At 70.2% G+C, this 25,521-nt stretch carries 21 protein-coding genes; 12 read left to right on the top strand and 9 right to left on the bottom strand.

Going from position 1 to position 25,521, the window contains the following annotated elements:
- The first annotated feature begins 87 nt into the window (after positions 1-87).
- Entirely contained in the window at positions 88-885 is a 798-nt protein-coding gene (locus JW592_RS03890; protein ID WP_209263409.1) for a site-2 protease family protein, read from the top strand.
- Positions 886-981: 96 nt separating this feature from the next.
- Here JW592_RS03890 and JW592_RS03885 read toward each other — a convergent pair whose 3' ends face one another.
- Positions 982-1,179, bottom strand: a complete 198-nt coding sequence (locus tag JW592_RS03885) for a hypothetical protein (protein ID WP_209263408.1) — start codon at positions 1,177-1,179, stop codon at positions 982-984.
- 63 nt (positions 1,180-1,242) lie between these two features.
- Positions 1,243-2,748, bottom strand: a complete 1,506-nt coding sequence (locus JW592_RS03880) for an MFS transporter (protein WP_209263496.1) — start codon at positions 2,746-2,748, stop codon at positions 1,243-1,245.
- A 155-nt stretch (positions 2,749-2,903) separates the two neighbouring features.
- Here JW592_RS03880 and JW592_RS03875 point away from each other — a divergent pair, with 155 nt between their 5' ends.
- On the top strand, positions 2,904-3,611 hold the full coding sequence (locus JW592_RS03875; RefSeq protein WP_209263407.1) for a bleomycin resistance protein: 708 nt from the start codon (positions 2,904-2,906) through the stop codon (positions 3,609-3,611).
- 32 nt (positions 3,612-3,643) lie between these two features.
- On the opposite strand, the gene JW592_RS03870 is transcribed toward JW592_RS03875, so the two are convergent.
- The 7 genes from JW592_RS03870 to JW592_RS03840 form a co-directional block, all read right to left on the bottom strand.
- Positions 3,644-4,294 carry a hypothetical protein gene (locus tag JW592_RS03870; protein WP_209263406.1) on the bottom strand — a complete coding sequence of 217 codons (651 nt, stop codon included), beginning with the start codon at positions 4,292-4,294 and terminating at the stop codon, positions 3,644-3,646.
- Between the two features lie 56 nt (positions 4,295-4,350).
- Positions 4,351-5,064 (bottom strand): NADPH-dependent F420 reductase, encoded by a 714-nt coding sequence (npdG, locus tag JW592_RS03865; protein ID WP_209263405.1) that lies wholly within the window; start codon positions 5,062-5,064, stop codon positions 4,351-4,353.
- A gap of 105 nt (positions 5,065-5,169) precedes the next feature.
- Entirely contained in the window at positions 5,170-5,706 is a 537-nt protein-coding gene (locus JW592_RS03860) for a hypothetical protein (protein WP_209263404.1), read from the bottom strand.
- A gap of 73 nt (positions 5,707-5,779) precedes the next feature.
- Positions 5,780-8,191, bottom strand: coding sequence for a DUF6571 family protein (locus tag JW592_RS03855; protein WP_209263403.1), 2,412 nt, complete (start codon positions 8,189-8,191; stop codon positions 5,780-5,782).
- 13 nt (positions 8,192-8,204) lie between these two features.
- Entirely contained in the window at positions 8,205-8,666 is a 462-nt protein-coding gene (locus JW592_RS03850; RefSeq protein ID WP_209263402.1) for a hypothetical protein, read from the bottom strand.
- A gap of 121 nt (positions 8,667-8,787) precedes the next feature.
- Complete coding sequence (locus JW592_RS03845; protein ID WP_209263401.1) at positions 8,788-9,606, bottom strand: TrmH family RNA methyltransferase; 819 nt, start codon at positions 9,604-9,606, stop codon at positions 8,788-8,790.
- Between the two features lie 20 nt (positions 9,607-9,626).
- Entirely contained in the window at positions 9,627-10,775 is a 1,149-nt protein-coding gene (locus JW592_RS03840; RefSeq protein ID WP_209263400.1) for a sialidase family protein, read from the bottom strand.
- 380 nt (positions 10,776-11,155) lie between these two features.
- On the opposite strand from JW592_RS03840, the gene JW592_RS03835 reads away from it, so the two are divergent.
- The 10 genes from JW592_RS03835 (at position 11,156) to JW592_RS03790 (ending at position 25,505) form a co-directional block, all read left to right on the top strand.
- Positions 11,156-11,371, top strand: a complete 216-nt coding sequence (locus JW592_RS03835; RefSeq protein ID WP_209263399.1) for a type A2 lantipeptide — start codon at positions 11,156-11,158, stop codon at positions 11,369-11,371.
- A 213-nt stretch (positions 11,372-11,584) separates the two neighbouring features.
- The gene (locus tag JW592_RS03830) at positions 11,585-12,391 is read left to right on the top strand and encodes a biotin/lipoyl-containing protein (protein WP_209263398.1); all 807 of its coding nucleotides are present in this window, start codon (positions 11,585-11,587) and stop codon (positions 12,389-12,391) included.
- A 215-nt stretch (positions 12,392-12,606) separates the two neighbouring features.
- Entirely contained in the window at positions 12,607-14,724 is a 2,118-nt protein-coding gene (locus JW592_RS03825; protein ID WP_229375172.1) for an NHLP family bacteriocin export ABC transporter peptidase/permease/ATPase subunit, read from the top strand.
- Positions 14,725-14,774: 50 nt separating this feature from the next.
- The gene (locus JW592_RS03820; RefSeq protein WP_372446446.1) at positions 14,775-17,723 is read left to right on the top strand and encodes an NHLP bacteriocin export ABC transporter permease/ATPase subunit; all 2,949 of its coding nucleotides are present in this window, start codon (positions 14,775-14,777) and stop codon (positions 17,721-17,723) included.
- Between the two features lie 139 nt (positions 17,724-17,862).
- Complete coding sequence (locus JW592_RS03815) at positions 17,863-19,041, top strand: substrate-binding domain-containing protein (protein ID WP_209263397.1); 1,179 nt, start codon at positions 17,863-17,865, stop codon at positions 19,039-19,041.
- Between the two features lie 156 nt (positions 19,042-19,197).
- Positions 19,198-20,547, top strand: a complete 1,350-nt coding sequence (locus tag JW592_RS03810; RefSeq protein ID WP_307805275.1) for an ABC transporter substrate-binding protein — start codon at positions 19,198-19,200, stop codon at positions 20,545-20,547.
- Positions 20,544-21,557, top strand: coding sequence for a carbohydrate ABC transporter permease (locus JW592_RS03805; RefSeq protein ID WP_209263396.1), 1,014 nt, complete (start codon positions 20,544-20,546; stop codon positions 21,555-21,557). Before JW592_RS03810 ends, JW592_RS03805 begins: the two co-directional genes overlap by 4 nt.
- Positions 21,554-22,420 carry a carbohydrate ABC transporter permease gene (locus tag JW592_RS03800; RefSeq protein ID WP_209263395.1) on the top strand — a complete coding sequence of 289 codons (867 nt, stop codon included), beginning with the start codon at positions 21,554-21,556 and terminating at the stop codon, positions 22,418-22,420. Before JW592_RS03805 ends, JW592_RS03800 begins: the two co-directional genes overlap by 4 nt.
- A gap of 44 nt (positions 22,421-22,464) precedes the next feature.
- Positions 22,465-23,475: a hydroxyacid dehydrogenase gene (locus JW592_RS03795; RefSeq protein WP_209263394.1), complete on the top strand. Its 1,011-nt coding sequence runs from the start codon at positions 22,465-22,467 to the stop codon at positions 23,473-23,475.
- Entirely contained in the window at positions 23,472-25,505 is a 2,034-nt protein-coding gene (locus JW592_RS03790; RefSeq protein ID WP_372446445.1) for a DUF2264 domain-containing protein, read from the top strand. The genes JW592_RS03795 and JW592_RS03790 overlap by 4 nt, the downstream gene beginning before the upstream one ends.
- The last annotated feature ends 16 nt before the right edge of the window (positions 25,506-25,521 follow it).

The raw sequence follows: 25,521 nt of genomic DNA, 5'->3' as shown, positions 1-25,521 counted from the left end.
CGGACCAATGGCGCGCTCGCGTACCAACGGCCCGTATCGTGCGCGCGGTTCGCGGCGCATGCCAGGCTGCCGGTACGGTCTGGCCCCATGACCAGCGCAGCCACCCACCCGGACCACCACCGGATCAGCCCGGTCTTCCTCGGACTGGTCGCCGTCATGGCGCTCTCCGGCTGGGGGGTCTGGGCCGGCTGGGCCGACGTCACAGGCGTCGCCGTGTTCTTCTTCGTCGTCTCCGGCTGGATCGTCTCGCTGTGCCTGCACGAGTACGCACACGCGCGGTCCGCGCTCGGCGCGGGGGATGTGTCGGTGGGCGCGAAGGGGTATCTGACGCTGAACCCGCTGCACTACACCCATGCGATGCTCAGCATCGTGCTGCCGGTGATCTTCGTCATCCTCGGCGGCATCGGGCTGCCCGGCGGCGCCGTCTACATCGAACGCGGCCGGATCGCGGGGCGCTGGAAGCACAGCGTGATCTCGGCGGCGGGACCGCTGACGAATGCGCTGTTCGCGGCCGTGCTCACCGCGCCGTTCTGGCTCGACGCCATGCGTGACGTACCCGTCGCCTTCCGCAGCGCCCTCGCCTTCCTCGCGCTGCTCCAGGTGACGGCCGCGCTGCTGAACCTGCTGCCCGTGCCCGGGCTGGACGGCTTCGGCATCATCGAGCCCTGGCTGTCCCCGCGGGCCCGGCAGCAGGCGGAGCCCTTCGCCCCGTTCGGCCTGCTGATCGTCTTCGGCTGTCTGTGGATTCCGCAGGTCAACGAGGTCTTCTGGGATTTCGTCGACGGCCTGCTGCGCGGAATGAACGTCTCCGACTTCGAGACCTTCCTCGGTCTGGAGTACTTCCGCTTCTGGGAGGGCGAACCCCAGAACGTGCTGCTGCCGTAGGGCCGTCGAACGTTGGGGCGTGGGCCGCCGCTGATGCTGCCGGACCCTGTCTCGTCGCAGGGAGTGCGGGGCAGCGACCCGAGTCGCAACGTCCGACTACTCGGCACCCCGTGCCGTGCGGCGGCGGTGGTAGTACCAGGCCATGTTCGAGGTCAGGCCCGCCAGCAGGACCCAGACGATGCCGAGCCAGCTGCCGTTCGCGAAGGAGACCACGGCTGCGGCGACGGCGAGGACGCAGATGACGGTCGCGTAGAGGGCGAGGCCCTGCGGGATGCGGCGGGTGGGGGCTGACATGGCTCGGTCTCCAACGAGAGGACGGCGCGCCGGGGTGCGCGGGTGTGCACCGGCCATTCTCCCTCACCCCTCCCGGCCGGCCGCATTCCGGGCGGCGGCGCGGGCGGCGCGGCGCCCGTACCCGATGTCCGCCACGGCCACGGCCAGCGCGCCCGCGACGAAGCAGGCGGCCGTGAGCAGCCCGTAGTCCAGCGCTGTCGCCCAGTTGTGGCTGCTGGCCAGCCAGGCGAAGAAGACGGCGCCCACAGCGGCGATCCCGGCGGCGGAGCCGATCCGCTGGCCGGTCTGGATCACCCCGCCCGCGGCGCCGCCCTGGGCGACGGGCACCGAGCGCAGGGCGAGGGTCTGGTTGGGTGAGATGACCAGCCCCGAACCGAGCCCCGCGCAGAGCATGGGTGCGGTCAGGGCCCAGCCCACGCTGCTGTTCTGCACCTCGTGCACGGCCAGCGCCGCGCCGCCCAGCCCCAGCAGGACGAGCACCAGACCGGCGGCGATCAACGGCCTGCCCACCCGGGTGATGTACCGGCCGCCGACGGCCGACGAGATCGCGGAGCCGACGGCGAACGGGGTCAGCGTCAGCCCGGCCTGCAGCGCGGAGTAGCGCATCCCGTTCTGCAGGAAGAGGGTGAAGATGAAGAAGATCGTGGTGAATCCGGCGAAGTAGACCAGCCCCAGCAGCGTCCCGAGCGAGTAGGAGCGGTCCTGGAAGAGCCGCAGGTCCACCAGGGGTTCTTTGCCGCGCCGCTGGTAGATCCGCTCCCACCACACGAAGGCGACGATCAGCAGCGTCCCCAGAAGCACCAGCAGCCACTTGGCCTGGCCGTGCCACTGCCGCTCCTGCACCAGCGGCAGCAGCACGGCGAGCACGCCCGCACCCAGCAGCAGCACGCCGAACGGATCGAGCGTGTGGCGGTGCTCGGTGTCGCGCTCGGCGCAGGCGTGCGGCACCAGGCGAAGCGCGAGCAGGAAGGCGATGATGCCGATGGGCAGGTTGACGAAGAACACCCAGCGCCAGCCCTCGTCGGCGCCGAAGACCGCGATGAGCAGCCCGCCAAGCAGCGGGCCGACCGCGGTGGACAGGCCGATGGTGGAGCCGAGCATGCCGAATGCCTTGCCGCGCTCGGCGCCGCGGAAGAGTTGCTGGATCATGCCGGAGATCTGCGGCATCAGCAGTCCGCCGCCCACGCCCTGCACCAGTCTGGCCAGCACCAGCCATCCGGCGCCCTGGGCGAAGCCGCAGGCCATGGAGGCGACGGTGAACAGGGTCAGGCCGCCCAGGAAGGCGGTGCGCCTGCCGAGCGCGTCGCCGATCCGCCCCGAGGGGACGAGGACGAGTCCGAAGGTGAGGGCGTAGCCGGAGACCACCCAGGATAGGGCGGACTCCGAGGCACCCAGCCCTTTCTCGATGGCGGGCAGGGCGACGTTGACGATCGAGACGTCCAGCAGGGACATGAAGCCGACGATCAGGCAGACCGACAGCGCCTTCCAGCGCCGCGGGTCCGGCGTGTAGGCATGTTCGTCACTCGTCGTCCCGGCCCGTCCGGCGGCGGGTACGGGCTGCTGTGCCATCCGTGCCTCCTGGCGGGCGCGCGCCGCGTTGCCGGTCGCCGCTCCACCCATGATGTGCGGGGTGCGCGCGGCCCGCATGTCCGAGGGGCGGGGTGCCCACCGGCACGGACGGTTACACGGCGGCGCAGCTAGTCAAACTTGACTAGAGTGTCGGCATGGGAGAGACGACCACACCGATCCTGCCGTGCAGGACCCTCCAGCCCGTCCTCGACTTCTATCTCGCCCTCGGATTCGAGGTGACCTTCCAGCAGAAGAGCCCCAACCCGTACGCGGTGGTCCAGCGCGGCGGCGTGGAGCTGCACTTCTTCGGGATGAAGCAGTACGACCCCACCGCCTCGTACAGCACGTGCGCGATCCGGACCGACGACGTCGACGGACTGCACAGGTCCTTCCGCGCCGCGCTCAAGTCCGCGTACGGACGCGTCCCGACCCGGGGGCTGCCGCGGATAGGGCTGCTCAAGGACACCACGTATGGCGTGCGGCAGTTCCTGCTCACCGATCCGGGCGGCAACTGTCTGCGTATCGGGCAACCGACGAGCGACGACCCGCACCACCGGCCCGCGCCCAAGGAGACATTCGCGCGGGCCCTGCACCACGCCTCCCTCCTCGCCGACTCCAGGGAGGACCCGGCGGGCGCCGCGCGGATCATCGACCGGGCGCTGGGGCTGCACGACGAACAGCCCACACCCGAGCAGCGGTTCCGCCTCCTCGTGCTGCGCGCGGATGTCGCCGGACGCCTCGGCGACGAGGAGACGGCCACCCGGGCACTGACCGAGGCCACCGACGCCGCAGGCCGCCTCACCGCACCGGAGCGCGAGGCCGTACGCGACGACCTCGAACGGCTCGCGGAGTTGCAGCAGTAGCGCGAGCAACCGGCGCCGGCCCGGCGCCGCAGTCAGCCCCGCGCCTGGTCAGCGAGCCGGGTCGTCAGGTCCGTGAACCGCTCACGGGAGAGCCGCGTGAGATGCTCGCCGATGCTGACGACGAGGGCGATGTCGCCCTTCCCCGTCACCGGCAGCCGCACGGCGGCGACGTTCCCGCTGGAGGTGAGCAGGACCTCGCCGCGCCGGGCCCGCTGGGCCCGGCGCGCGTAGGCGAGGAGGTCGTCCATCGGGATCTCGGCGTCGTGCTGGATCTGGGGCAGCAGGACATTGACCGCGTGCCCCTTCCGGACGCCGACCGTGAAGAGGCGCAGCCGCTCCTCGCCCAGCCGGTAGCCGCAGTCGACGAGGGCGCCCTTCGACTGGGCCAGCGGTGAGTCGGCGCCGTCCGGGAGTTCGCCCTCGACGGAGCCTTCCTTGACCGCGCCGTCCACTCCGGCGGACCGCGCCGCGTCGGCCAGGTCGTAGCGGACGGGGCAGCTCGCGCCGGGCCCGTCGGCCATCCGCTCCACGGCCGCGACACTCAGCGGCGCGGGCCCGTGCCGGTCGCCCTTCCCGCCGTCGGACTCGCTGCCGCCCCCGCCCCGCTGCGAGCAGCTCGCGAGCACCGCCGCCACCACGACGGCGACCGTCCAGCCGCCGCCGGGGATCCTCCGCTCCCCCACCGTCCCCTACCTGCCGTCCGACTGCCGTCCCTGTCCCCGGATACCGGCCCGGTCCCTCAGATGTCGGTGAGGCGGACGCCCGCGTGTGCCTTGTAGCGCCGGTTGACGGAGATGAGGTTGGCGACCAGCGACTCCACCTGGTGCGCGTTGCGCAGCCGTCCGGCGAACACGCCGCGCATCCCGGGGATGCGGCCGGCCAGCGCCTGCACGATCTCGCAGTCGGCGCGCACCTCACCCAGCACCATCACGTCCGTCTCGATCTCCTCGACCTCCGGGTCGGAGAGCAGCACGGCGGACAGGTGGTGGAAGGCGGCCGTCACCCGCGACTCGGGCAGCAGGGCCGCCGCCTGCTCGGCGGCGCTGCCCTCCTCGGGCACCAGCGCGTAAGCACCCTTCTTGTCGAACCCCAGCGGGTTGACGCAGTCCACGACGAGCTTGCCCGCGAGCTCCTCGCGCAGCGACTCGATCGTCTTGGCGTGCCCCTCCCACGGAACAGCCACGATCACGATGTCGGACTCGCGGGCGCACTCTGCGTTGTCCGCGCCCCGCACCCCGTGCCCGATCTCCTCGGCCGCCTGCTGCGCCCGCTCGGCGGCACGCGACCCGATGGTCACGGCCATCCCGCTCCGCGCGAGCCGGTACGCCAGCCCCCGTCCCTGGTCCCCGGTCCCGCCGAGCACCCCGACACGCATCCCGGAGACGTCGGGCAACTCCCAGGGATCCTTCTTGGGCGCACGGCCATCGGCAGTCGTAGAGGCAACAGAAGTCATACGCCGCATCCTGCCATCCGACCCTGCACCACGCCGCCGTCACCCGACGTGAAGACGATCACTCCCTCATCGAGCGCATTCCGGGCGCCGCGAACGAATAGGCGATCATCCACCTTGGCAAGGCAGCTTCTTCTCGATCTGGACTGTGGCAACCTGAGCGAGCTTTCCGAATACCTTGTGGGCTCGATCGGGGTCGTCGTTGAGCGGTGTGTCGTTCGCATAGATGTCAACGAGGAACCTGGTGAACGACCTTTCGGGGTGTTTCTTGGGACGTGCACAATCTATTGCAGCAACCGCACCGGAGGACCAAGTCGCCACGTCATAACGACCAGGATACTTTCTCGACTCAGCTTCGGAGTCGTGCTCTTTGATCAGCTCACCCGGGGTGCTCGGCTCAACGGAATCATTCAGTTTCGCCCATCTTCCCATCACATACACTGAAACGTCGCCGTCCACGAAGTAATTGCAGCCTTGCGAGTCTCTCGGGTTTCCCCACTCCCAGTGCGGGTCCTTTTCTACCTCCTTTCCGGGACCGAAGAGCGGAGAGTAGTATCGCTTGGGAATGTCAAGTTCGCAGAGTTTTCGCGGAATCGCATAATCCCGCTCGGGAGACATGCCACAGGAAGAGCTGAGCAACAGCATAACGGACACCCAAAGAAAAGCGCGACCAGTTACACTTCCTCCTCCTCGACCCCTCTCATGACGGGCGACACCGCTACGAAGCCGGGCTGACATTTCCATGGGACCCAGCAGTGTGCGAGCCATCGTTGAACCAGACGAGGGCACCCTTCCGAGCGCCATCCTTGACCCCTTCCAGTATTTTCTCATCCAGCCCTTTCTCCCTGCCGAACCTCTCAGCCCAGTCCCGGGAAAAATCCACAACATTCTTTCGGGAATTTGTATATTCGTACCTACCTTTATCCTCTGCATTATCGGAGATTTGCGGAACATCTTTTTTGATCAACTTCATAATCGCTGTGTTGGCGTCCTCTTGCGCCCAGCCAACCGGCGTAGCTACATGCGCTTCGGGCCCCTGCTTAGCAAGCATGCTTCCCGTACCGATGCCGATGAACCTGTTCACCCAAGCATTCGCCTTATCAGCACGGTCGTTGAATTCCCTGGCATTACTGACTTTGTCCTCGTAGAGCGCATCCGCCTTGGCTTCGCTAAGTGCTCCAGAGACGTGTGCCCCGCCTGCTACCGCGTCATCTGTCAGACTTTGTGCGTCACTCCTGTCTGTCCCCGGCCCCATACCGTTGATCACGTCATGGAGATGTTCAAGGGTGTAGTTTTGCTGGGAAGCCTGGATGACGGCGTAGGCATGGGGATCGCGCCCCAATTTGTTCAAGAACCCCTCCAGGGCTCCGCTGTCGAAATTCGCAGCGGCGCCCTTCGCCTGGTATTCGTCGTCCCCTGTCACATTCCGTTGCACATCCGCAGGATAGTCGGCGATCAGCTCGCCGAGCATGCCTCTCATGTCGGCGAGATCTCCTTTCTTGTCTTCGTTCTCGGTGAGCGGATGTGTCTCTTCCCCGTCCACCGGTTTACCGAGAACGCGTACTGTCTCCTCCATCACACCGGCGTTTGCCTCCGAGTGGGCTGGAGTCTTCATCGGTGATGGGTCATCCGGAAGTCGACCAGTGGCCCCGGCTTTCAGCGCCGCCTTAAATCCTTCCCGAGCATCTTTATCGAGCGTGTCATTATTGTCGTACGCGTCAGTGTCCACGATCTCCCATTCTCGTTTCTTGGCGAGATATTCAAGGCGATCGTTCTTCTGCACCCCGTCTTTTGACAAATCTGCGTCCGAGGCTGAATCCAGATAGCCGGCAGCAGTGTCCGGGTCCTTGGACATGATCTTAAGCAGGCCATCGTAAGGGTCATTTTCGAAGCGGCCGTCATGCATTTCAGGAGGACCAGCGTGGGATGCCTTCTTGCCGAAGCCGGCGTGATCCCAAATGTTCGGATCTTTTTCCTCGGCCGCGCGAACGTCATCGCCCAAGTCATAAAGCATCTGCGGTGAATACCCATCACCGTGCTTCATCAGCGTCACCAGGCTCTGGTAACCACGACCATAGGTCGAAGCACCACCGACTCCTCCTGCTTCTTTCGATTCATTCGTCCACTTTTCCACGCCGGCCTTGCGCATTCTGTTGCGCCAGTCGTCATAGAAGGCCCCGTCCTTGCTGTGCAGCCAAGCGGAGTACCTCTTCCCGTACTCCGAGGAACCCAACTTAATCTTCTTGCCGTTTCCATCTCGAAATACGGGCACTTTGGTAGCTGTCGCCAGAGCGTTGGCGAGCGACTTCTCCATGCCGAGATACTGGTCCCCGTGAGCTTTATCAGATCGGTAGGCCAAAGCGTTCATCTGATTGGTGGCATCGATCAGACCTCGCGGCCCAAGAGAGTTGAGCATGGTGCGGGTGAATTGCTTGTCGTCGGCGTTCGCGCGCAGCATCACCTGGAGTTCGTGCCGTTCCCCAGCGCTCAGGCCGCCGCCGTCCTTCAAGGAGTCGAGGCGACCGGCAAGGTCGGCAGATCGGTGAGCGGCGTATTTCTCCACATCACCGACGGCCTTGCTGTTGAATCCACCTGACTCGCCTTTTCCGTCTTTGTCTCTCGCAGCCGCTTTAAGAGAGAGCATATTCTCGTAGTCGACGTCGTCGACATGTTTGACCGCCTCTTGGATGCGGCGATTCCATTTGGCTTCGGTGTCCATACGACTGGGGTCGCGGAGAGCCCCTTGTGCTTCCTCGTCCGTCATCTTGCTGGTGTCGAGGTTGCACTTGCCGTACGCGTCAACCTTCATGCCGCCTTCATGGATGGCTTGGTCGCGAACCTTCTTCAGATGGTTCCGTGCCTCGACCAGGCGCCCGTGGGCGTCGTCCAACAGTTTGGCGATCTTGTTCGCCTGGCTTTTCGCTGCGGACAGTTCGTGGAGCGTAATGTCCGATGAAATCCAGAAGGCTCCCGCGGATTCCCCGGCCCACCCCTTGACTCTCTTGCGCACGTGGTCGCGGTAGTTGTCCCGCAGCGTGCCGCAACGCTTGGCCATCGACCGCCAGTTCTTGGCCGTCTCAGTGAGTGCCGAGAAGTGGGCATTCATGATGTCGTGGTACGTCAGTTCCATGTCGGCCCGCCTCTCACAGGTCGTTGAGGCGGCTGCTGCTGGGCGGGGTCAGCAGGCTGTTGAAGTCGCGAACCCTATCAAGCTCTTGGTTCTGGAAAGCGACCTTTGTGGCGTTGAGGGCGTGCATCTCGCTTCTGAGACGGTTGGTGGCTTTCTTCCAAGCCGCGTCCCACCGCTCCAAGCAGAAGTCGAGTCCCTTTCTGGTGTCCCAGCCCCGCAGCTCGCCCGGCGTAGTGTTGCTGCTGCCGAACACACTGGTCGATGCCAGCACAGCCTGGCCGCCCTCGCGTACCGCAGCCGGACCGAGCTCCGTCTCGATGTAACCGGCAGCAGCACGCTTGTCAGCCGCCGAGACCGACAGGTCCGCTGCACCCTTCCCCTCGGCATTATTCGGTGTTCCATCGAGTCGCATACCGGCGGTTTCGCCCGAGCTGCTCCCCTGTTCTTTGAAGGACAACGCCTTCCCCCCTGCCATTTGGTGAACTCGATTCCCCCGTGCTCGTCACGCCGCAGTCTGTGTCTACGTGCGTGCGTACCGTAACAAGCCGAATACTTTACCGCCCGAGCGTTCGTCCAAGTCAACCGCCTGCGTCGGCCTACTGGGCAGAGCCAAGGTGCCGCTGTCTGGCTGCCTCGTACAGGGTCGCTGTGGCGGCGTTCGCGGCGTTGAGGGAGGAGGCGGAGCCCTGCATGGGGATGTGGACGGTGTGGTCGCAGCGGTTGCGCCAGGTGGTGCTCAGGCCCGTGGTCTCGTTGCCGACCAGGAGGAGGACGGGGCCGGTCAGATCGGCGTCGAACAGGGCCGTCTCACCGTGTTCGTCGGTGCCGACGACGGTGATGTCGTGGGCCGAGAGCCAGTCGTCGACCTGGCGCGGGGAGGGGACGCGGACGGCGGGGAGGGAGAAGAGGGAGCCGGTGGAGGCGCGGACGGACTTGGGGTCGTAGACATCGGCGGCGTGCCCGGTGACGATCAGCCCGTCGGCGCCGAAGGCGTCGGCGGAGCGGATGAGGGTGCCGATGTTGCCGGGGCTGGTGGGGCGGTCGAAGAGGACGCCGAGGAAGGCCGGGCCCACCGGGATGCGGTCCAGATCGTCCTGTGGCATCCGTACGACGGCGACCAGTTCGGCGTCGCCCTCCGTGCGCTCGCTCAGCTCGGCGAGCAGTTCGGGTGCCATGGCGACGCGCTCGCCGGGTGCGGGCGAGTCGAGCAGTTCGCGGGCCCAGCCGGAGAGCCGGCGGCCCTCGGCGTACAGAAGTGCTGTGATCGGCCAGCCGTGCTCGACGGCGAGCGTGATCGGCCGTACGCCCTGGACCAGGAACTCTCCGGCGCGCTGCCGCTTGGTGCGGTTGGTCAGGAGGGCCTGCCACTGCTGGAAGCGGGCGTTACGGGTGGTGATGCGCTGAAGGCGGGGCATCCGGTCGAGACTAGCGGGGATCAGACCAGGTCCGTGACCGGGATACGCCGGAAGGTGATCGTCTCGTAGGCGCTGTCGCCGCCGGTCTCGTAGAGGAGGCCGACGGTCTCCTGGTCGGCCCGGACCAGATCGGAGTACGCGGCCCGTCGCTCGTCCACGGTGTGGACCTCGCGCCAGGTGACGCCGCCGTCCGTGCTGGCGCGTACGGACATCCGGTACCGGGTGTCGGGGCGCGAGGGCGCGGAGAACAGCAGCACGTCGGGGTCGCGCAGCTGCAGCACCGATGCCTCGACAACGGGAGCTGTGAGGTTGGGCTGGGGGCCGAAGGGTGCGGTCAGGGTCTCGCCGCCGTCGGTGGAGCGGGCATCGGCGCGGTGTTCGGGCACCTCGGAGTCGTTGCGGGTGTTGAGGTAGACGGTGCCGTCGGTCAGTTCGGCGGCGGTGGTCTCGTTGACGTTGATCCGGCCGTCGGGGTTGTCGTCCACATAGCCGATCCGCCAGGTGGCGCCCCCGTCGTCGCTGAGGAGGTCGTGGCCGCCGTTGTAGCGGCCCTCGGTGCCGTCGTCGCCGGAGAGGGTGGGCGGCGTTGAGTGGTTGGCGGGGACCAGGACCCGTCCGGAGCTCAGCTGGAGGGCGTGGCCCGGGGTGGTGGCGTACCAGCGCCAGTCGGGGTGCTTGGCGGTGCCGGTGATCTCGCGGGGCGCGTCCCAGCCGAGGCCGTGGTCCTCGCTGAACTGCACCCATACGCGGCGCCCTTGCCCGGCGCCGACCTCGCCGCGCCGGATGCGCTCCTCGGTGGCGTCGGCCGCGCTGGTGACGAAGACGAGGAGGACGCGGCCGTCGTCGAGGACGACGGGCGCCGGGTTGCCGGCGGTGCCTTCGGCCGGGTCGTCGCCGGAGTCCCGGCCCCGGCGGCCGGCGCCCGCCGAGCCGCCCGCGCTGTCGCCGTAGCGGGCCACGGCGGCCAGGCGGCCCCAGCTGCGCCCTCCGTCCGTGGAACGTTTGAGGACGATGTCGATGGCCCCGCTGTCCTTGGCCGAGTCGACCCGGCCCTCGGCGAAGGCGAGCAGGGTGCCGTCGGCCGCGCGGACGACGGCGGGGATGCGGAAGCTGGCGTAGCCCTCGCTCCCGGCGCGGAACGGTACGGAGCTGACGTACTCGTGCGGCATCGAGTGATTCCCAACTGCCGGAGGTAGAACGTCCCTTGTCCTGGGGTGAACGGTAGGCAGCCCGCACAGAGCCGTCAAGAACGAGCGGCGCGGACAAGCCGCCGATCCGGGTGGCACAAAAGAGGCGGGGGTGTGCTGACTCTTCACCAGGCGGTGCACCATGTGGAGATCTTGAGACGAGTGGACCCTCAAGTGGCGGATGGCTGCACCGGCGTGTTTCGCTCTTCGAGCAGTCGGGCGGAACGACCGCTACCGGTTCCGAATTCGTCCGGTTTTCCGGGTGTGACCACGCCCGACTGATGAGCGCCCTGATCGGCATTTTCTGCCGCTCGGGGCGAGTCCCCCTCATAAACCCGAAAGCAATGAAGGGAAGCGCATTCATGCGTCACCAGATCGAGACCGCTGAGCTTGCCGACGCCGAGCTGGACGCCGTTGCCGGCGGCGTCGTGAGTGAGCAGCTCCACACTGTCGCCAACACCGTCGGCGGCGTCGAGGGCGTGGCCGGCGACATCGCCGGCGGCCTCGGCGTCCCCGGCATCGGCGTCGCCTCCGCGCAGACCCCGAGCGTCGGCGCCTCCGTCGGCGTCCAGTCCTGAGCATCTGCCAGGAATTCCGGTGTCGTCGACCGACTCTTCGAGTCATTGACTGACACCTTTCCCGTGTCCCTTCCGGGCTGCGCAAGAAAGCCCTTGGGCGATGGGTCGAGCATTAGCCCCGGAACTTTGTTCCGGGGCTTATGTGTTACGGTCGTGCGCCGTTGCCGCCACTTCGGTGACCGGCCGTAGAAACAACCGTGAAGGAAAGGTGTCGTGGAGTTCCGGCAAAAGGCGCTTGCCAAGCTGCAATCGCCCGAAGAACTCGACGTTCCGGTACGTTTCGCGCGGCCGCAGGGCCTTCTCGTACTCGTCGTCACTCTTGTGGTGATGGCTGCGGGTTCCGTCTGGGCCGTCACCGGCACGGTCTCCTCCAAACTCACCGCCGCCGGCGTCCTCACCCACACCCAGGGCAGCTACCTGCTGCAGAGCCCGGTCGCGGGCCAGGTGACCGCCGTGCACGCCAAGGCGGGGCAACTGGTGGAGAAGGACGCGCCGGTGCTGAGTGTGCGCACGGACCGCGGCGTACGCGCGGTACGCGCGGTGGCCCGCGGCAGGGTCACCTCGCTGGCTGCCGAGGTCGGCGCCGTGGTCACCACCGGAGCTGACGTGGCGACCGTCGAACGCGTCAAGAGCTCCGGCGACCCGCTGGTGGCCATGCTCTACGTCCCCGCGGACAGGGCGGCGACGGTGCCGGTGGGCGCCAAGGTCGACCTGACCGTCGGCTCCGTGCCCACGGACCGGTACGGGATGCTGCGCGGCACGGTGCGGGCCGTCGGACGGACCCCGCAGACCCGGCAGCAGATCAGCGGCTTCCTGGGAGACAAGGACTTGGCACAGCAGTTCACCCGCGAGGGCCGTCCGCTGGCCGTCCAGATACGGCTGAAGCGCTCCTCGGCGACGAAGTCGGGGTACGCCTGGTCCCGCGGCGGCGGTCCACCAGCGGCGCCCGACTCGACGACACCCGTCAGCGGCGCCGTCCATCTCGCCTCCCAGCGCCCCGTCGACTGGCTGCTGCCGTGAGCACACCGCAGCACGACCGGCCCCCGCACCAGCGGCAGCAGCGCCGCCGGCACGGCGGCCGCCAGGCACCCGCCCCGGGCGTACGGGCGCAGCGGCGCGGCGCCCCCGGCGGCAAGACCCGCACGGCCCCCGCCGGGAAGCCCCGCGCGGGCAGCGGCGCGAAGCCGCAGCCCCCGCGCCGCACCAGGAGCGTGCGCACCCCCTCGGTGCTCCAGATGGAGGCCGTCGAATGCGGTGCGGCCGCGCTCGCCATGGTGCTGGGCCACTACGGGCGGCACGTACCGCTGGAAGAGCTGCGCATCGCCTGCGGCATCTCCCGGGACGGCTCGCGGGCCAGCAGTCTGCTGAAGGCCGCGCGCGGCTACGGGCTGACGGCCAAGGGCATGCAGATGGAACCGGCCGGACTGGCCGAGGTGCGCGCGCCCGCCATCCTGTTCTGGGAGTTCAACCACTACGTCGTCTTCGACGGGATGGGCCGTCGCTTCGGTCGGCGCGGTGTGCACATCAACGACCCGGCGCGCGGGCGCAGGTTCGTCTCCATGGAGGAGTTCGACACCTCGTTCACCGGTGTGGTGCTGACCTTCGCACCGTCCGACGACTTCCGGCGCGGCGGCCGCAAGCCGAGCGTCACCGGCGCCCTCCCGGCGCGGCTGCGAGGCACCTCGGGCGCGATGCTGGCGGCGCTGGTGGCCAGCTTCCTGCTGGTCGTCGTCGGTGCCTCGGTGCCCGCACTGAGCCGCACCTACATCGACACCTTCGTCTTCGGCGGGCAGGACTCGCTGCTGGACGTGCTGTTCGCAGCGATGGGCGCCGCCGTCGTGCTCACCGGCACACTGACCGCGCTCCAGCAGGGCAATCTGCTGCGCGCCCGGCTGATCTCCTCCACCCTCAGCAGCGCCCGCTTCCTGCGGCATCTGCTGCGGCTGCCGGTCACCTTCTTCGCGCAGCGCAACCCGGCCGACCTGGTCCAGCGTCTGCAGTCCAACGACACGGTGGCCGAGACCCTGGCCAGGGACCTGGCGGCGGCGGGCGTGGACGCCGTGGTCGTCGTCGGCTACGCGGTGCTGCTGTGGACCTACGATCCGCAACTCACCCTCGTCGGCGTGGGGATCGCGCTGCTGAACGTGGTGGCGATGCGGGTGGTCGTCCGGCTGCGGGCCACCGGGACGCAGAAGCTGCGCGCCGACCGGGCCAAGCTCACCAACACCTCCTACAGCGGTCTCCAGCTCATCGAGACGATGAAGGCGACCGGCGGCGAGGCCGGTTACTTCCGCCGCTGGGCCGGCCAGCACGCCACCACGCTCGACACCCAGCAGCGGCTCGGGGTTCCCAGCGCCGCGCTGGCCGTGGTCGCGCCCACGCTGGCCACGCTCAACAGCGCCCTGATCCTGCTGATCGGCGGGATGCGCGCCGTGGAGGGCGCCATCACGGCGGGGCTGCTGGTCGCCTTCCAGGCGCTGGTCACCAGCTTCACCGCGCCCCTGACCCGGCTGAACTCGGTGGCGGGCCGCATCCAGGACTTCGCAGCCGACGTCGCCCGGCTCAAGGACGTGGAGGCATTCCCCGCCGACCCGCTCTACACCCGCCGCGAACCGGCCGCCAGCACCCGGCGGCTGGCCGGCCATGTGACGCTGGAGAACGTCACCTTCGGCTACAGCCCGCTGGACAAGCCGCTGCTGACGGGGCTGTCACTGGCCGTGGGTCCCGGGCAGCAGATCGCGCTGGTCGGCGGCTCGGGCAGCGGCAAGTCCACGGTCTCACGGCTGATCGCGGGCCTGTACACGCCGTGGGAGGGGATCATCCGGATCGACGGGCAGCGGCTGGAGGACCTGCCGCGCGGGGCGCTGGCCGCCTCCGTCTCGTTCGTCGACCAGGACGTGTTCCTCTTCGAGGGCACGGTGCGGGACAACGTGGCGCTGTGGGACCCCTCCCTCACCGACGACGCGGTCGAGGAGGCGCTGCGGGACGCCGCGCTGTACGAGGACGTGGCGCGCCGCCCCGGCGGTCTGCACAGCCGCGTCGAGCAGGACGGCCGCAACTTCTCCGGCGGCCAGCGGCAGCGGCTGGAGATCGCCAGGGCGCTGGTGCGGCACCCCAGCATCCTCGTACTGGACGAGGTGACCAGCGCGCTGGACGCCGAGACCGAGGCGGTCATCATCGACAACCTGCGGCGGCGCGGCTGCGCCTGTGTGGTGATCGCGCACCGGCTGAGCACCGTCCGGGACAGCGACGAGATCGTCGTGCTGGACCGCGGCAGCGTCGTGGAGCGGGGACGGCACGAACAACTGCTCGCGGCGCAGGGCGCGTACGCCCGCCTCGTCAAGGAGCACTGAGGTACTTGTATCCGACGGCAGACCCGCAGCACCACTCAGCGGCGCCCGACGTGGTGGTCGCGCACTTCGGCCGGCTCGGCGAAGCGGTGCAGCACACGCCCGGCAGCGGCCTGGCGCTGGAGGGGCCGCATGTGCTGTGGCTGGTGGCCGAGGGCGCGATGGACGTGTTCGCGGTGGACGTCGCCGGGCAGGGCCACTGGCACTTCCTGGGCCGGCTGGAGGCCGGCACGCTGCTCCTCGGCCCCGTCCAGGGACCGCGGCACACCCTGGTGGGCCGTCCGGTGCGCGGCGGGGTGCTGCGCCGGATACCCCTGATGGAGCTGTTCCACCAGTCCGCCGCGCAGGGCGGCTTCGGCGGGTACGGCACCGCGGACCCGTACGACACCGGGAGCCACACGGTGTACGAGACGGGCCGGTACCCGGCGTACGACACCGGCTCCTACCCCGCCTACGACACCGGCTCCTACCCCGCCTACGACACCGGCCAGTACCCGGCGTACGGCGGCCAAGCCGGGGCCTGGGAGCAGAGTGGTGGTGTGCTCGGGCCGCTGGAGGACGCGTTCGCGCGGGGTGTCGGGCGCGGCCTGCGCGTGCTGTTCGAGGCGCCGCTGGACGGGCAGCCGGGGCACGAGCCGCACGCGGACCAGCAGGCGCCCGCCACCGACGACGACATCCTGTGGATGCCCGTGGCGCCCGGCAGCGTACGGTACGGCAGCTCGACCGAACTGCTGATCGACGGTACGACCTGGCAGCTCATGGTCGACCAGCTCTCCCGGCTGCTGCTGACCCTGGACCGCTGGATCGACCGGCTGGAGCGCGCACACGAGGACCGTACGGCAGCCGGTATGGAGGCGGGCGAGAACGTCCGCGCCGAGGCCGACGAGGCGCTGCTCGCCGCGATCGACAAGTCGGCGGGCGGCAGTCGAGGCAGCCGGCAGACCGACGACAGCACGGTGGCCGTCTGCCGGGCGGTCGCCGAAGCGGCCGGAGTCACCCTGCGGCTGCCGCCCGAAGGACTCTCCTCCGACGACCGGATGGACCCGGTCGAACGCCTCGCCCTCACCTCGGGACTGCGCACCCGCGCGGTGAAGCTCTCCGGCGACTGGTGGAAGGAGAACACCGGTCCGCTGGTCGGCTTCCGGGCCGCGAGCGGCGCGCCCGTGGCACTGCTGTGGCGGCGCGGCCGGTACGAGGCGGTACAGCCCGGCAGCGGCAGCCGCTGGCGGCTCGGCAAGCAGAACGCGGCCACCCTCGCCGCCCGCGCCGTGATGTTCTACCGGCCGCTGCCCGAGAAGCCGCTGCCCGCACGCCGTCTGCTCCGCTTCGCGCTGCACGGCGCCCGCGGCGACCTGCTCACCCTGGTGCTGAGCGGGCTGGTCGCGATCGGCCTCGGCACGCTGGTGCCGGTGGCCACCGGGCAGGTGCTGGGCGAGTACGTGCCCCGCGCCGAGAAGGGCCTGATCGTGCAGGCAGCGGCGGCGCTGATGGGCACCGCGGTGATCGCGGCCGCATTCATGCTGCTGCAGAACACCGCGCTGCTGAGACTGGAAGGCCGCATCGAGGCCGGCCTCCAACCGGCCGTATGGGACCGGCTGCTGCGGCTGCCGACCCGGTTCTTCGCCGAACGCTCCACCGGGGAACTGGCCAGCGCCGCCATGGGCGTCAGCGCCATCCGGCGGGTGCTCTCGGGCATCAGCTCGATCGTCGTACAGTCCGGCACCATCGCCGCGGTCAATCTCGTGCTGCTGCTGGCCTACAGCGTGCAGCTCGCCCTCGCCGCGCTCGGTGTCCTCGCGGTGGTCGCGACCGTGTTCGCCGCCACGGGACTGTGGCAGCTGCGCTGGCAGCGCCGCCTGGTGAAGCTCAACAACAAGCTGAACAACCAGGCGTTCCAGACCCTGCGCGGCCTGCCGAAGCTGCGCGTGGCCGCGGCCGAGTCCTTCGCGTACGCGGCGTGGGCCAAGGAGTTCGCACGCAGCCGGGAACTCCAGCGCCGGGCCGGACGCATCCGCAATCTGAGCACCGTCGTCAACGCGGTCTATCTGCCGCTCGCCACGCTGCTGCTGTTCGTCCTGCTGAGCGGCCCGGCGCGGGGCGCGCTCTCCCCCAGCGGGTTCCTCACCTTCACCACGGCGATGACGATGCTGCTGACGTCGGTCACCCAGCTGACCAACGCGCTGATCTCCTGCGCCGCCGTGCTGCCGATGTACGAGCAGATCAAGCCGGTGCTGCACGAACTGCCAGAGGTGCGGGGCGGCAGCGTACAGCCGGGCACCCTGTCGGGAGCCGTCGAGGCGCGGGAGCTGACCTTCCGCTACTCCGAGGACGGGCCACTCGTCCTGGACGGCGTCTCCTTCCGCGCCGAGCCCGGCGAGTTCGTCGCCGTCGTCGGCGCCAGCGGCTGCGGCAAGTCGACGCTGCTGCGGCTGCTGATCGGCTTCGACCGGCCCACCTCGGGGGAGGTCCGCTACGACGGGCAGGATCTGGCGGCGCTCGACCAGTCGGCCGTACGCCGCCAGTGCGGCGTCGTCCTGCAGAACGCCCAGCCGCATGCCGGCTCCATCCTGGAGTGCATCTGCGGCGCCGAGACCTTCCCCCTGGACGAGGTGTGGGAAGCCGCCCGGATGGCCGGAGTCGCCGACGAGATCAAGGCCATGCCCATGGGACTGCACACCATGCTCTCCGACGGCGGCAGCACCGTATCCGGCGGCCAGCGGCAACGCCTGATGATCGCCCAGGCACTGGTACGCCGCCCCCGGCTGCTCTTCTTCGACGAGGCGACCAGCGCGCTCGACAACGAGACCCAGCGGGTGGTCACCGAGGCCACGAGTCAGCTGCGCGCCACCCGCATCGTGATCGCCCACCGGCTGTCCACCGTGCTGGACGCGGACCGCGTGCTCGTCATGGACCAGGGCCGCGTGGTCCAGGAGGGCACTCCGTCCGCCCTCCTCGCCGACCCGGGCGGCCTCTTCCACGAACTGGTCCGCCGCCAGCGGTAACCGCGGCGGACGTTGTGGTTGCGGACCGGACCTCGGCTTTTCCAGCGGATTCGGCGGCAACCTCGGCCCCTACGTTCCGCTCACCCCGCAGGGGGGGTCGTATCGTAGGGAGAAACGGTCAAACGAAAGGGCTACCGCCGTGCGCGAGGGGGCCGCCGTCAGGCGGGAGAGGGTGCTGGAGGCGGTCCGTACGCGCGGGGAGGTGCGGGTCACCCAACTCGCCGCGGAGCTCGGCGTCTCCGTCGTCACCCTGCGGCGGGACGTGGAAGAGCTGGCGCGGCGTGGGCAGTTGCGGCGGGGGCACGGGGTGGCGCGTTCCCTCTCTCCGGTGCCGGTACAGCACGACGCCTCGGCGCCGGCGGTGGGTCTGATCGTCCCGGAGAACCACTCGTATCTGTTCGAGGCGGTGCGCGGCGCCCGGGACGCGCTGGAGGCGGCGGGTGTGCGGATGTCCCTGCACATCGCCCCGCACCGGGCCGAAGCGGAGCGGGCGATGGCCCGGCAGGCGGTGCAGCAGGGGGTGCGGGGGCTGCTGGTGTCGCCGCGCTGGCAGACCGCAGCCAGCGCTGTGCGGGACGAGGAGTGGCTGGCCGAGCTGCCCGTGCCGACCGTCCTGATGGAGCGCCGGCCCGCGCCGGGCTCGCCCCTGCACGCCCATGACTCGGTGCGCAGCGACCACTGGTACGGCGCTCATCTGGCGCTGGACCACCTGGTGTCGCTGGGGCACCGCCGTATCGTGCTGGCGGCGCGGGACGACAGCCCGACGGCCCGCACGCTGCGCGCCGCGTTCGCGCAGATCGCGAGCGAGCGCGCGGAGGTGGCCGAGTGGGCCGTGGTGCTCAGCGCGGGCGTGCGGGACGGCGCGGACAACGACCTGGACGACGGCACGGCCGACGGCACGGACCGGCGCCCCGCGGCGCTGGTGGATCTGCCCGCTGTGCTGCGCGAGCACGGGGCGACAGCGGCCGTGCTGCACGCGGACGTGGACGCGCTGATGCTGGTTCAGCAATTGCGCGAACAAGGCTTGCGGGTGCCCGAGGACTGTTCGGTTGTGGCGTACGACGACGTGGTGGCGGCGCTGGGCAGTCCGCCGCTGACGGCAGTGGCACCGCCGAAGGAGGAGATCGGCCGGGCAGCTGCCGAGCTGCTGCTGCGCCGGCTGCGGCATCCCCGTGGTGAGGCGCCGGAGGCGGTGCGCAGGATCGAGCTGCTGCCCCAGCTGAAGGTGCGGGGCTCGACGGCTCGGGTCGCCTCGGCGGTCCCTCGGACGGCCCCGGAGGCGGCCTCCGAGGCAGAGGCGGAGGGCGCCGCCGGGTAGCGGGCCGAGGGCCCCGGTCGTGCAGGGGAGCAGCCAACTCCCGGACTCGAACGATCGTTTGACCGCTTTATTTTCTCCTGATCGATCCATTGACCCTCTTCGTTCGAGCGCTCAGGATGCGGATGTCCCCCTCCTCCCACGAAGGAGGCCCCCACCGTGCACCGCCGTATCCCGCGGTTCGCCCGCACCGCCCTGACCGCCCTGGCCGCATTCCCGCTCCTGCTGACCACCGCCTGCACCGGCGACGGTTCGGCGGCGGCCGGGGCCGCGGCGGGAAGGCCGGGCAAGGGCCCCGTCCACATCACGTTCTGGTCCGCGCTGCGCGGCAGTCAGGAGGTGGTGGACGCCTACAACAAGAGCCAGAGCCGCGTCCACGTCGACTTCCAGCAGATCCCCTCCGGCAACCAGGGCGGGTACGCGAAGCTGAGCAACGCGGCCCGCGCAGGCAACGCGCCCGACGTCGCCACCCTGGAGTACCCGCAGGTACCCGGGTTCGCCATCGACGGGGTGGCCCGCGACATCACGCCCCTGGTCGGCGAGCGCCTGCGGAAGAAGCTGCTGCCGCAGGCGCTGGCGCTCACCACGTTCGAAGGCCGCACGTTCAGCGTGCCGTTGGACGTGGAGCCGATGGTCTTCCTCTACCGCCAGGACCTGTTCGAGAGGTACGACATCGCCGTACCGCGCACCTGGTCGCAGTTCGAGCGGGCGGCGCGGAAGATCAAGCGCGCGGCGCCCGGCTCGCGTATCGCCACCTTCCCCACCGACGGCGGCACCCAGCTGGCGGGCTGGGCCTGGCAGGCGGGGGCGCGCTGGTTCGACACCCGCGGCGGGACCTGGACGGTCTCCATGACGGACAAGCCCACCAGGAAGGTGGCGGCGTACTGGCAGCGGCTGATCGACGAGAAGCTGGTCTTCGTCAACTCGGTCGACACCCAGGAGGGTTCGGCGCAGGTCGGCAGGGGCGCGGTGTTCGGCAAGCTGGCCGGTGCCTGGGACGCGGGCGGGACGATGTCCTCCCAGCCGGGCCAGAGAGGCAAGTGGCGGGTGGCTCCGATGCCCCGGTGGGACCTGGCGCGCCCGCGCGTCGGCACCCACGGCGGCTCCACGTTCGCCGTCACCAAGGACAGCCAACACCCCAAGGAGGCCATGGACTTCATCGAGTGGCAGGTCTCCAGCCCCGAGTCGCTCAAGGCCCGGCTCTCCAGCGGGACGAGCAGCGCGTATCCGGCGGCCACCGGGCTGGTTCCCGTCGCCCGGAAGGCGATGGACACCAGCTACTTCGGCGGCCAGGACATCTACCCCCTCTTCCGGCGGGAGGCCGAGCGCATCTCCGGGCAGTGGAAGTGGGGTCCGCGGATGACGGCCACGCTCAAGACCGTCCAGGACCGGCTGGCGCGGGTGGGCGAGGGGCGGGGCACCGTGCTGGACGCGCTGCGCGCGGGCCAGCGGGGGACGATGCCTGATCTGAAGTCCCTCGGGCTGAACGCGCGGGAGGGCTCCCGATGACCACGACCACCACCACGCAGACCGGCGCGGCAGGCGCGCCCGGCCGGGCGGGGGCCGGCGCCCGTCCGGCCGCCGTCCCGCGGAGCGGGGCGCCGGACACCGCGCGGCGGCGCAGACTGGGCGCCTGTGCGGCGCTGATGACCCCGTTCTTCGTCCTGCTGGTCGTCGTCTTCCTGGTTCCGGTGGGCGGCGCGGTGTGGCTGAGCTTCTTCAGCGACGACCAGCCGGGGCTCGGTTTCGGCCCCGAGCGCACCGTCTTCGCCGGGCTGCGCAGCTACCGGGCCGTACTGTCCGACCCCACCTTCCTGGCAGGGCTGGGGACGACGGCGCTCTACTGTCTCGTCTACATCCCGCTGATGGTGCTGCTGGCCCTCGCGCTGGCGCTGCTCCTGGACTCGGGCGCGGTGCGGCTGCGGCGTACGGCGCAGCTGGGGCTGTTCCTGCCGCACGCGGTGCCGGGCCTGATCGCCGCCGTCATCTGGCTGTATCTGTACACGCCGGGGCTCAGCCCGGTCGTCGAGGCGCTGGCCGAGGCCGACATCACCGTCGACTTCCTCGGCGTGGACACCGTGCTGCCGTCCATCGTGAACGTCGCGATGTGGAGCAATCTCGGCTACAACGTCGTCATCTTCTACGCCGCCTTGCAGGCAGTGCCGCGGGAGCTGACGGAGGCCGCGCTGGTGGACGGCGCGGGTCCGGTCCGTACGGCGCTGCAGATCAAGGTGCCACTGGTGCGTGCCTCCGGGGTGATGGTCGCGATGTTCACGCTGATCTGGTCGCTGCAGCTGTTCACCGAGCCGATGCTGCTCAGCCAGGCCACACCGATCGTCGGCAGCCGCTTCACGCCGAACATGTACATCTACGACGCCGCCTTCACCCGCAACAACTACGGCCTGGCCGCGGCCGCCTCGGTGGTGCTGCTCGCCGTCACCGTCGCGCTGTCCTACGGGCTGAGCCGGTGGAGCAACCGCACGGGCGCGGCACACGCCGCTCAGGAGGGTTCCCGATGAGCGGCTTCGCTCCGCCGCGCGCGGCGCGGCCCCGGCTGCTGGGCCGGACCGCCGTCAACGCCGTCGTGGGCCTGTCCGTCCTCTACACCCTGCTGCCGGTGCTGTGGCTTGTGCTGGCAGCCGCCAAGAACCGGGACGCGCTCTTCAGCAGCGATCTGCTCTCGCTCGGCGACTTCTCCCTCGCCGACAACATCTCGACGCTGTTCGCCACCCAGGACGGCATCTACGGGCGCTGGTACGTCAACAGTCTGCTGTACGCCGTGCTGGGTGCGGCGCTGGGCTCCATGGTGAGCGTCGCGTGCGGGTACGCCTTCGACAAGTACCGCTTCCGCGGCAAGGAGAAGCTGTTCGGGCTGGTGCTCGCGGGCGTCATGGTGCCGCCCACCGTGCTGGCGCTCCCGCTGTATCTGATGGCCTCCGAGGTGGGAGTGGTCAACACCTTCTGGTCGGTGTTCATCCCCGTGCTGTTCAACCCGTTCGGGGTGTATCTGGGGCGGGTCTTCAGCCAGGGCTACGTACCCGACGAGGTGCTGGAGGCCGCCCGGGTGGACGGCGCGGGCGAGCTGGCTTCCTACTTCCGGGTGGCGCTGCGGATGCTGGGCCCCGGCGTGGTGACGGTGTTCCTCTTCCAGCTCACCGCGATCTGGAACAACTTCTTCCTGCCCATGGTGATGCTGTCCGACCAGTCGCTCTTCCCAGTCAGCCTGGGGCTGTACATCTGGAACAGCTCCGCCGTCGTGACGCCCGACTACTACCCCGTCGTCATCACCGGCTCGCTGCTCGCCGTCCTCCCGCTGATCGTCGCCTTCGTACTGCTGCAGCGCTACTGGAAGTCGGGCCTGACAGCGGGCAGCGTGAAGTGAGCCGGTCCGTACCACGCACACGCATCCACACCACCAGGAGCCGAATGCCCCGCAGCAAGCCTCTCGCCGCCCTCGCCATGGACGTCCGCGCTGCGGACGCCGTCCTGAAGCCCGCCGTACGGCGCCGCCTCGCCGAAGTGGTCGAGCTCACCGAGCCGGTACTGTCCGACTTCACCTGCCAGGCCGCCGGCAGAGTCCTGCCCCAGGTGGAGCTGCTCATCACCGGCTGGGGCTGCCCGCCGCTGGACGAGGCCGCGCTCGCACGGGCCCCTCGGCTGCGTGCCGTCGCGCACACGGCGGGCAGCGTGCGGGGGCACCTCACCCCCGCTTGCTGGGCACGCGGTATCGAGGTCTCCACGGCGGCGGCCGCCAACGCGGCACCTGTCGCCGAGTACACGCTGGCCATGGTCCTGCTGGCGAACAAGCGGGTGCTGCCGGTGGCCCGCGCCTACCAGCGGCAGCGCAGCCGTACGGACTGGCTCTTCCCCGATCCGCAGCTGGGCAACTACCGCCGCACCGTGGGCATTGTGAGCGCTTCCCTGATCGGCCGCCGCGTCATCGAGCTGCTGGCCGCGCACGATCTGCGGGTGCTGCTGTACGACCCGTACGTGGACGCGGCCCGGGCGGCGGAGCTCGGTGCGGCCAAGGTCGAGTTGGCCGAGCTGTTCGCGTCGTCGGACGTGGTGAGCGTGCACACCCCGCTGCTGCCCGAAACGCGCGGGCTGGTGAGCGGCGAGCTGCTCGCCCTGCTGCGGGACGGCGGCACGCTGATCAACACCGCGCGCGGCGCGGTCGTCGACCAGGAGGCGCTCACCAAGGAGCTGCTCGACGGCCGTGTCCACGCGGTGCTGGACGTCACGGAGCCCGAGGTGCTGCCCGCCGGCCATCCGCTGTGGGACTGCGAGAACGCGCTGCTCACCCCGCACCTGGCCGGCTCGCAGGGCAACGAGCTGGACCGGCTGGCGGAGCTGACCCTCGACGAGGTGCGCCGCTGGGCGGCCGGTGAGGGCTTCGCCCATGCCGTACACCCCGAGCGGAAGGAGCTGTTGGCGTGAGAGAGCACAGCGCCGCAGGCGGCCCCGGCGTCCTCGGCATACCGGAGCCCGACCACGTACGCAGCCCCCGGACCGGCTACACCCGCGCCCACTGGGAGGCCGCCGCCGACGGGCTGCTGCGCGCCGCGTGGCGCTGGGCCACCCCGCACGGCGCGCTGCTGGACCTGCCCGGGCGTGCCTCCCGCTCCGGCACCCGCTCGGACGGGCTCGAAGGGTACGCGCGCACCTTCCTGGCCGCCGCCTTCCGTACGGCCGGTGCCTCAGGTGCCGATCCGGCGGGGCTGCTGGAGCGCTACGCGGACGGGCTGACGGCCGGCACCCGCACCCCGGGGCGGGATGACGCCGAGTCCTGGCCGCTGATCGGCGACTACACCACGGCCGGGCAGCCGATGGTGGAGGCCGCGTCCGTGGCGCTGGCACTGCGGCTCACCCGGCCGTGGCTGTGGGACCGGCTGGACGACGACACCCGGGCCAGGGCCGAGGAGTGGCTGCGCGGCGCGCTGCGGCACACCCCGGCGCCGAACAACTGGTATCTCTTCCCGCTCGGTGTCGCGGGCTTCCTGGAGTCGGCCGGGCGCGGTGACGCCGAGACGCGGGCGGCGATCGAGCGGGGGCTGGAGCTGCTGGAGTGCTGGTGGCGCGGCGAGGGATGGTATGCCGACGGTGACGGCCGCGCCTTCGACCACTACAACGGCTGGGCGCTGCACCTCTATCCGCTGCTGCACGCCCATCTCGCGGGCGACGAGGCGCTGTCGGCCCGCTACGGGCCCCGGCTGCGCGAGCACCTCGCGGGCTACGCGCCGACGTTCGGCGGTGACGGAGCCCCGCTCCACTTCGGCCGCTCGCTCACCTACCGCTTCGCCGCGTGCGCGGCGGTCGGGCTCGGCGCGGTGACCGGGTACACGCCACTGGCGCCCGGCGTCTCCCGGCGGCTGCTGAGCGGCACGCTGCGCTATTTCCTGGAGCGGGGCGCCGTCGACGCCGACGGTCTGCTGACCCTCGGCTGGCACGGCCCGCACGACGCGACGCTGCAGACGTACTCGGGACCGGCTTCCCCGTACTGGGCTTCGAAGGGGTTCGTGGCGCTGCTCGTACCGTCCGAGGACCCGCTGTGGACGGCGACCGAGGAGGCCGCGCCGAGCGAGGGGCCCGACCGGGCGCTGGCCCTGACCGCGCCGGGGCTGCTGGTCCACAGCACCGGCGGCGACGGTCTTGTGCGGCTGCACAACCACGGCAGCGACACCCTACGGCCCTGGCAGGCCGAGGTCTTCGAGGAAGAGGACCCGCTGTACGCGCGCTTCGCGTACTCCACAGCCACGGGACCCACAGCCCGCGGCAACCCGCCCGACAACCACCTGGCGCTCCGGCTCACGGGCCGGCCCGGCGCACCGGCGGCCTGGAGCGTACGGCGGCGGGTGCACCCGCTGGGGGCAGCCTCGGCCCCGGACGGGGAGTGGGGCTGGGCGGCGTCCTGGCACCGGCCCGTCTTCCCCGCTGCCGTACCGGCGCCGCCGTCGCTGCGGGTGGAGAGCGTGACGGTGGTGTGCGGGCGCTGGGAGGTGCGGGCGCACCGGGTGGTGGGCGCACCCGCCGGTACCCGCGTACGGCTGACCGGCTGGGCGGCCGGCGAGGACCTGGCGGCGGAGCTGGTACCGCTGCACGGCCTGGCGGCCACCGACCCGCTGCGGGCCCCGCACGGGACCGCGTACGCGCGGTGGGTGCGCCTCCCGGCGGTGGAGGGAGAGGTGAGCGGTACGGGGGTGTACGTGGCGGCAGCTGCGCTGGGGGGCGGCGCCGGGCGCGAGGGCGGGCGCGACGGCGGGCGCGATGCAGTGCGTGACGCAGCGCGGCCCGCAGTGGGTGACGCAGCACGTGACGCAGCACGTGACACCGCGCGTGACGCAGCGCCCAGGGTCACCGTGTCCGAGGGCGCGGAGCAGGCCGTGGTGATCGAGTGGGGCGGCGGGGCGGGCCGCAGGGTGCGGGTCGCGTTCGATCCGCTGACGGTCGAGCAGCCGGCGGGCGACTGAGGGGCCCGGGTGGCTT

This window comes from Streptomyces spirodelae (assembly GCF_017676385.1).
GTDB classification, from domain to species: domain Bacteria; phylum Actinomycetota; class Actinomycetes; order Streptomycetales; family Streptomycetaceae; genus Streptomyces; species Streptomyces spirodelae.
The sequence above is the reverse complement of the archived record's forward strand: the minus strand, read 5'-3'. Positions and strand labels throughout refer to the sequence as shown.

What these genes read in the sequence shown, in the direction of transcription:
- JW592_RS03825 (WP_229375172.1), top strand. Translation starts at nt 12,607, where the DNA reads ATGGAGGCCGTCGAATGCGGTGCGGCCGCGCTCGCCATGGTGCTGGGC.
- JW592_RS03890 (WP_209263409.1), top strand. Translation starts at nt 88, where the DNA reads ATGACCAGCGCAGCCACCCACCCGGACCACCACCGGATCAGCCCGGTC.
- JW592_RS03805 (WP_209263396.1), top strand. Translation starts at nt 20,544, where the DNA reads ATGACCACGACCACCACCACGCAGACCGGCGCGGCAGGCGCGCCCGGC.
- JW592_RS03800 (WP_209263395.1), top strand. Translation starts at nt 21,554, where the DNA reads ATGAGCGGCTTCGCTCCGCCGCGCGCGGCGCGGCCCCGGCTGCTGGGC.
- JW592_RS03795 (WP_209263394.1), top strand. Translation starts at nt 22,465, where the DNA reads ATGCCCCGCAGCAAGCCTCTCGCCGCCCTCGCCATGGACGTCCGCGCT.
- JW592_RS03860 (WP_209263404.1), bottom strand. Translation starts at nt 5,706, where the DNA reads ATGCTGTTGCTCAGCTCTTCCTGTGGCATGTCTCCCGAGCGGGATTAT.
- JW592_RS03850 (WP_209263402.1), bottom strand. Translation starts at nt 8,666, where the DNA reads ATGGCAGGGGGGAAGGCGTTGTCCTTCAAAGAACAGGGGAGCAGCTCG.
- JW592_RS03855 (WP_209263403.1), bottom strand. Translation starts at nt 8,191, where the DNA reads ATGGAACTGACGTACCACGACATCATGAATGCCCACTTCTCGGCACTC.
- JW592_RS03845 (WP_209263401.1), bottom strand. Translation starts at nt 9,606, where the DNA reads ATGCCCCGCCTTCAGCGCATCACCACCCGTAACGCCCGCTTCCAGCAG.
- JW592_RS03875 (WP_209263407.1), top strand. Translation starts at nt 2,904, where the DNA reads ATGGGAGAGACGACCACACCGATCCTGCCGTGCAGGACCCTCCAGCCC.
- JW592_RS03885 (WP_209263408.1), bottom strand. Translation starts at nt 1,179, where the DNA reads ATGTCAGCCCCCACCCGCCGCATCCCGCAGGGCCTCGCCCTCTACGCG.
- JW592_RS03835 (WP_209263399.1), top strand. Translation starts at nt 11,156, where the DNA reads ATGCGTCACCAGATCGAGACCGCTGAGCTTGCCGACGCCGAGCTGGAC.
- npdG (WP_209263405.1), bottom strand. Translation starts at nt 5,064, where the DNA reads ATGACTTCTGTTGCCTCTACGACTGCCGATGGCCGTGCGCCCAAGAAG.
- JW592_RS03880 (WP_209263496.1), bottom strand. Translation starts at nt 2,748, where the DNA reads ATGGCACAGCAGCCCGTACCCGCCGCCGGACGGGCCGGGACGACGAGT.
- JW592_RS03840 (WP_209263400.1), bottom strand. Translation starts at nt 10,775, where the DNA reads ATGCCGCACGAGTACGTCAGCTCCGTACCGTTCCGCGCCGGGAGCGAG.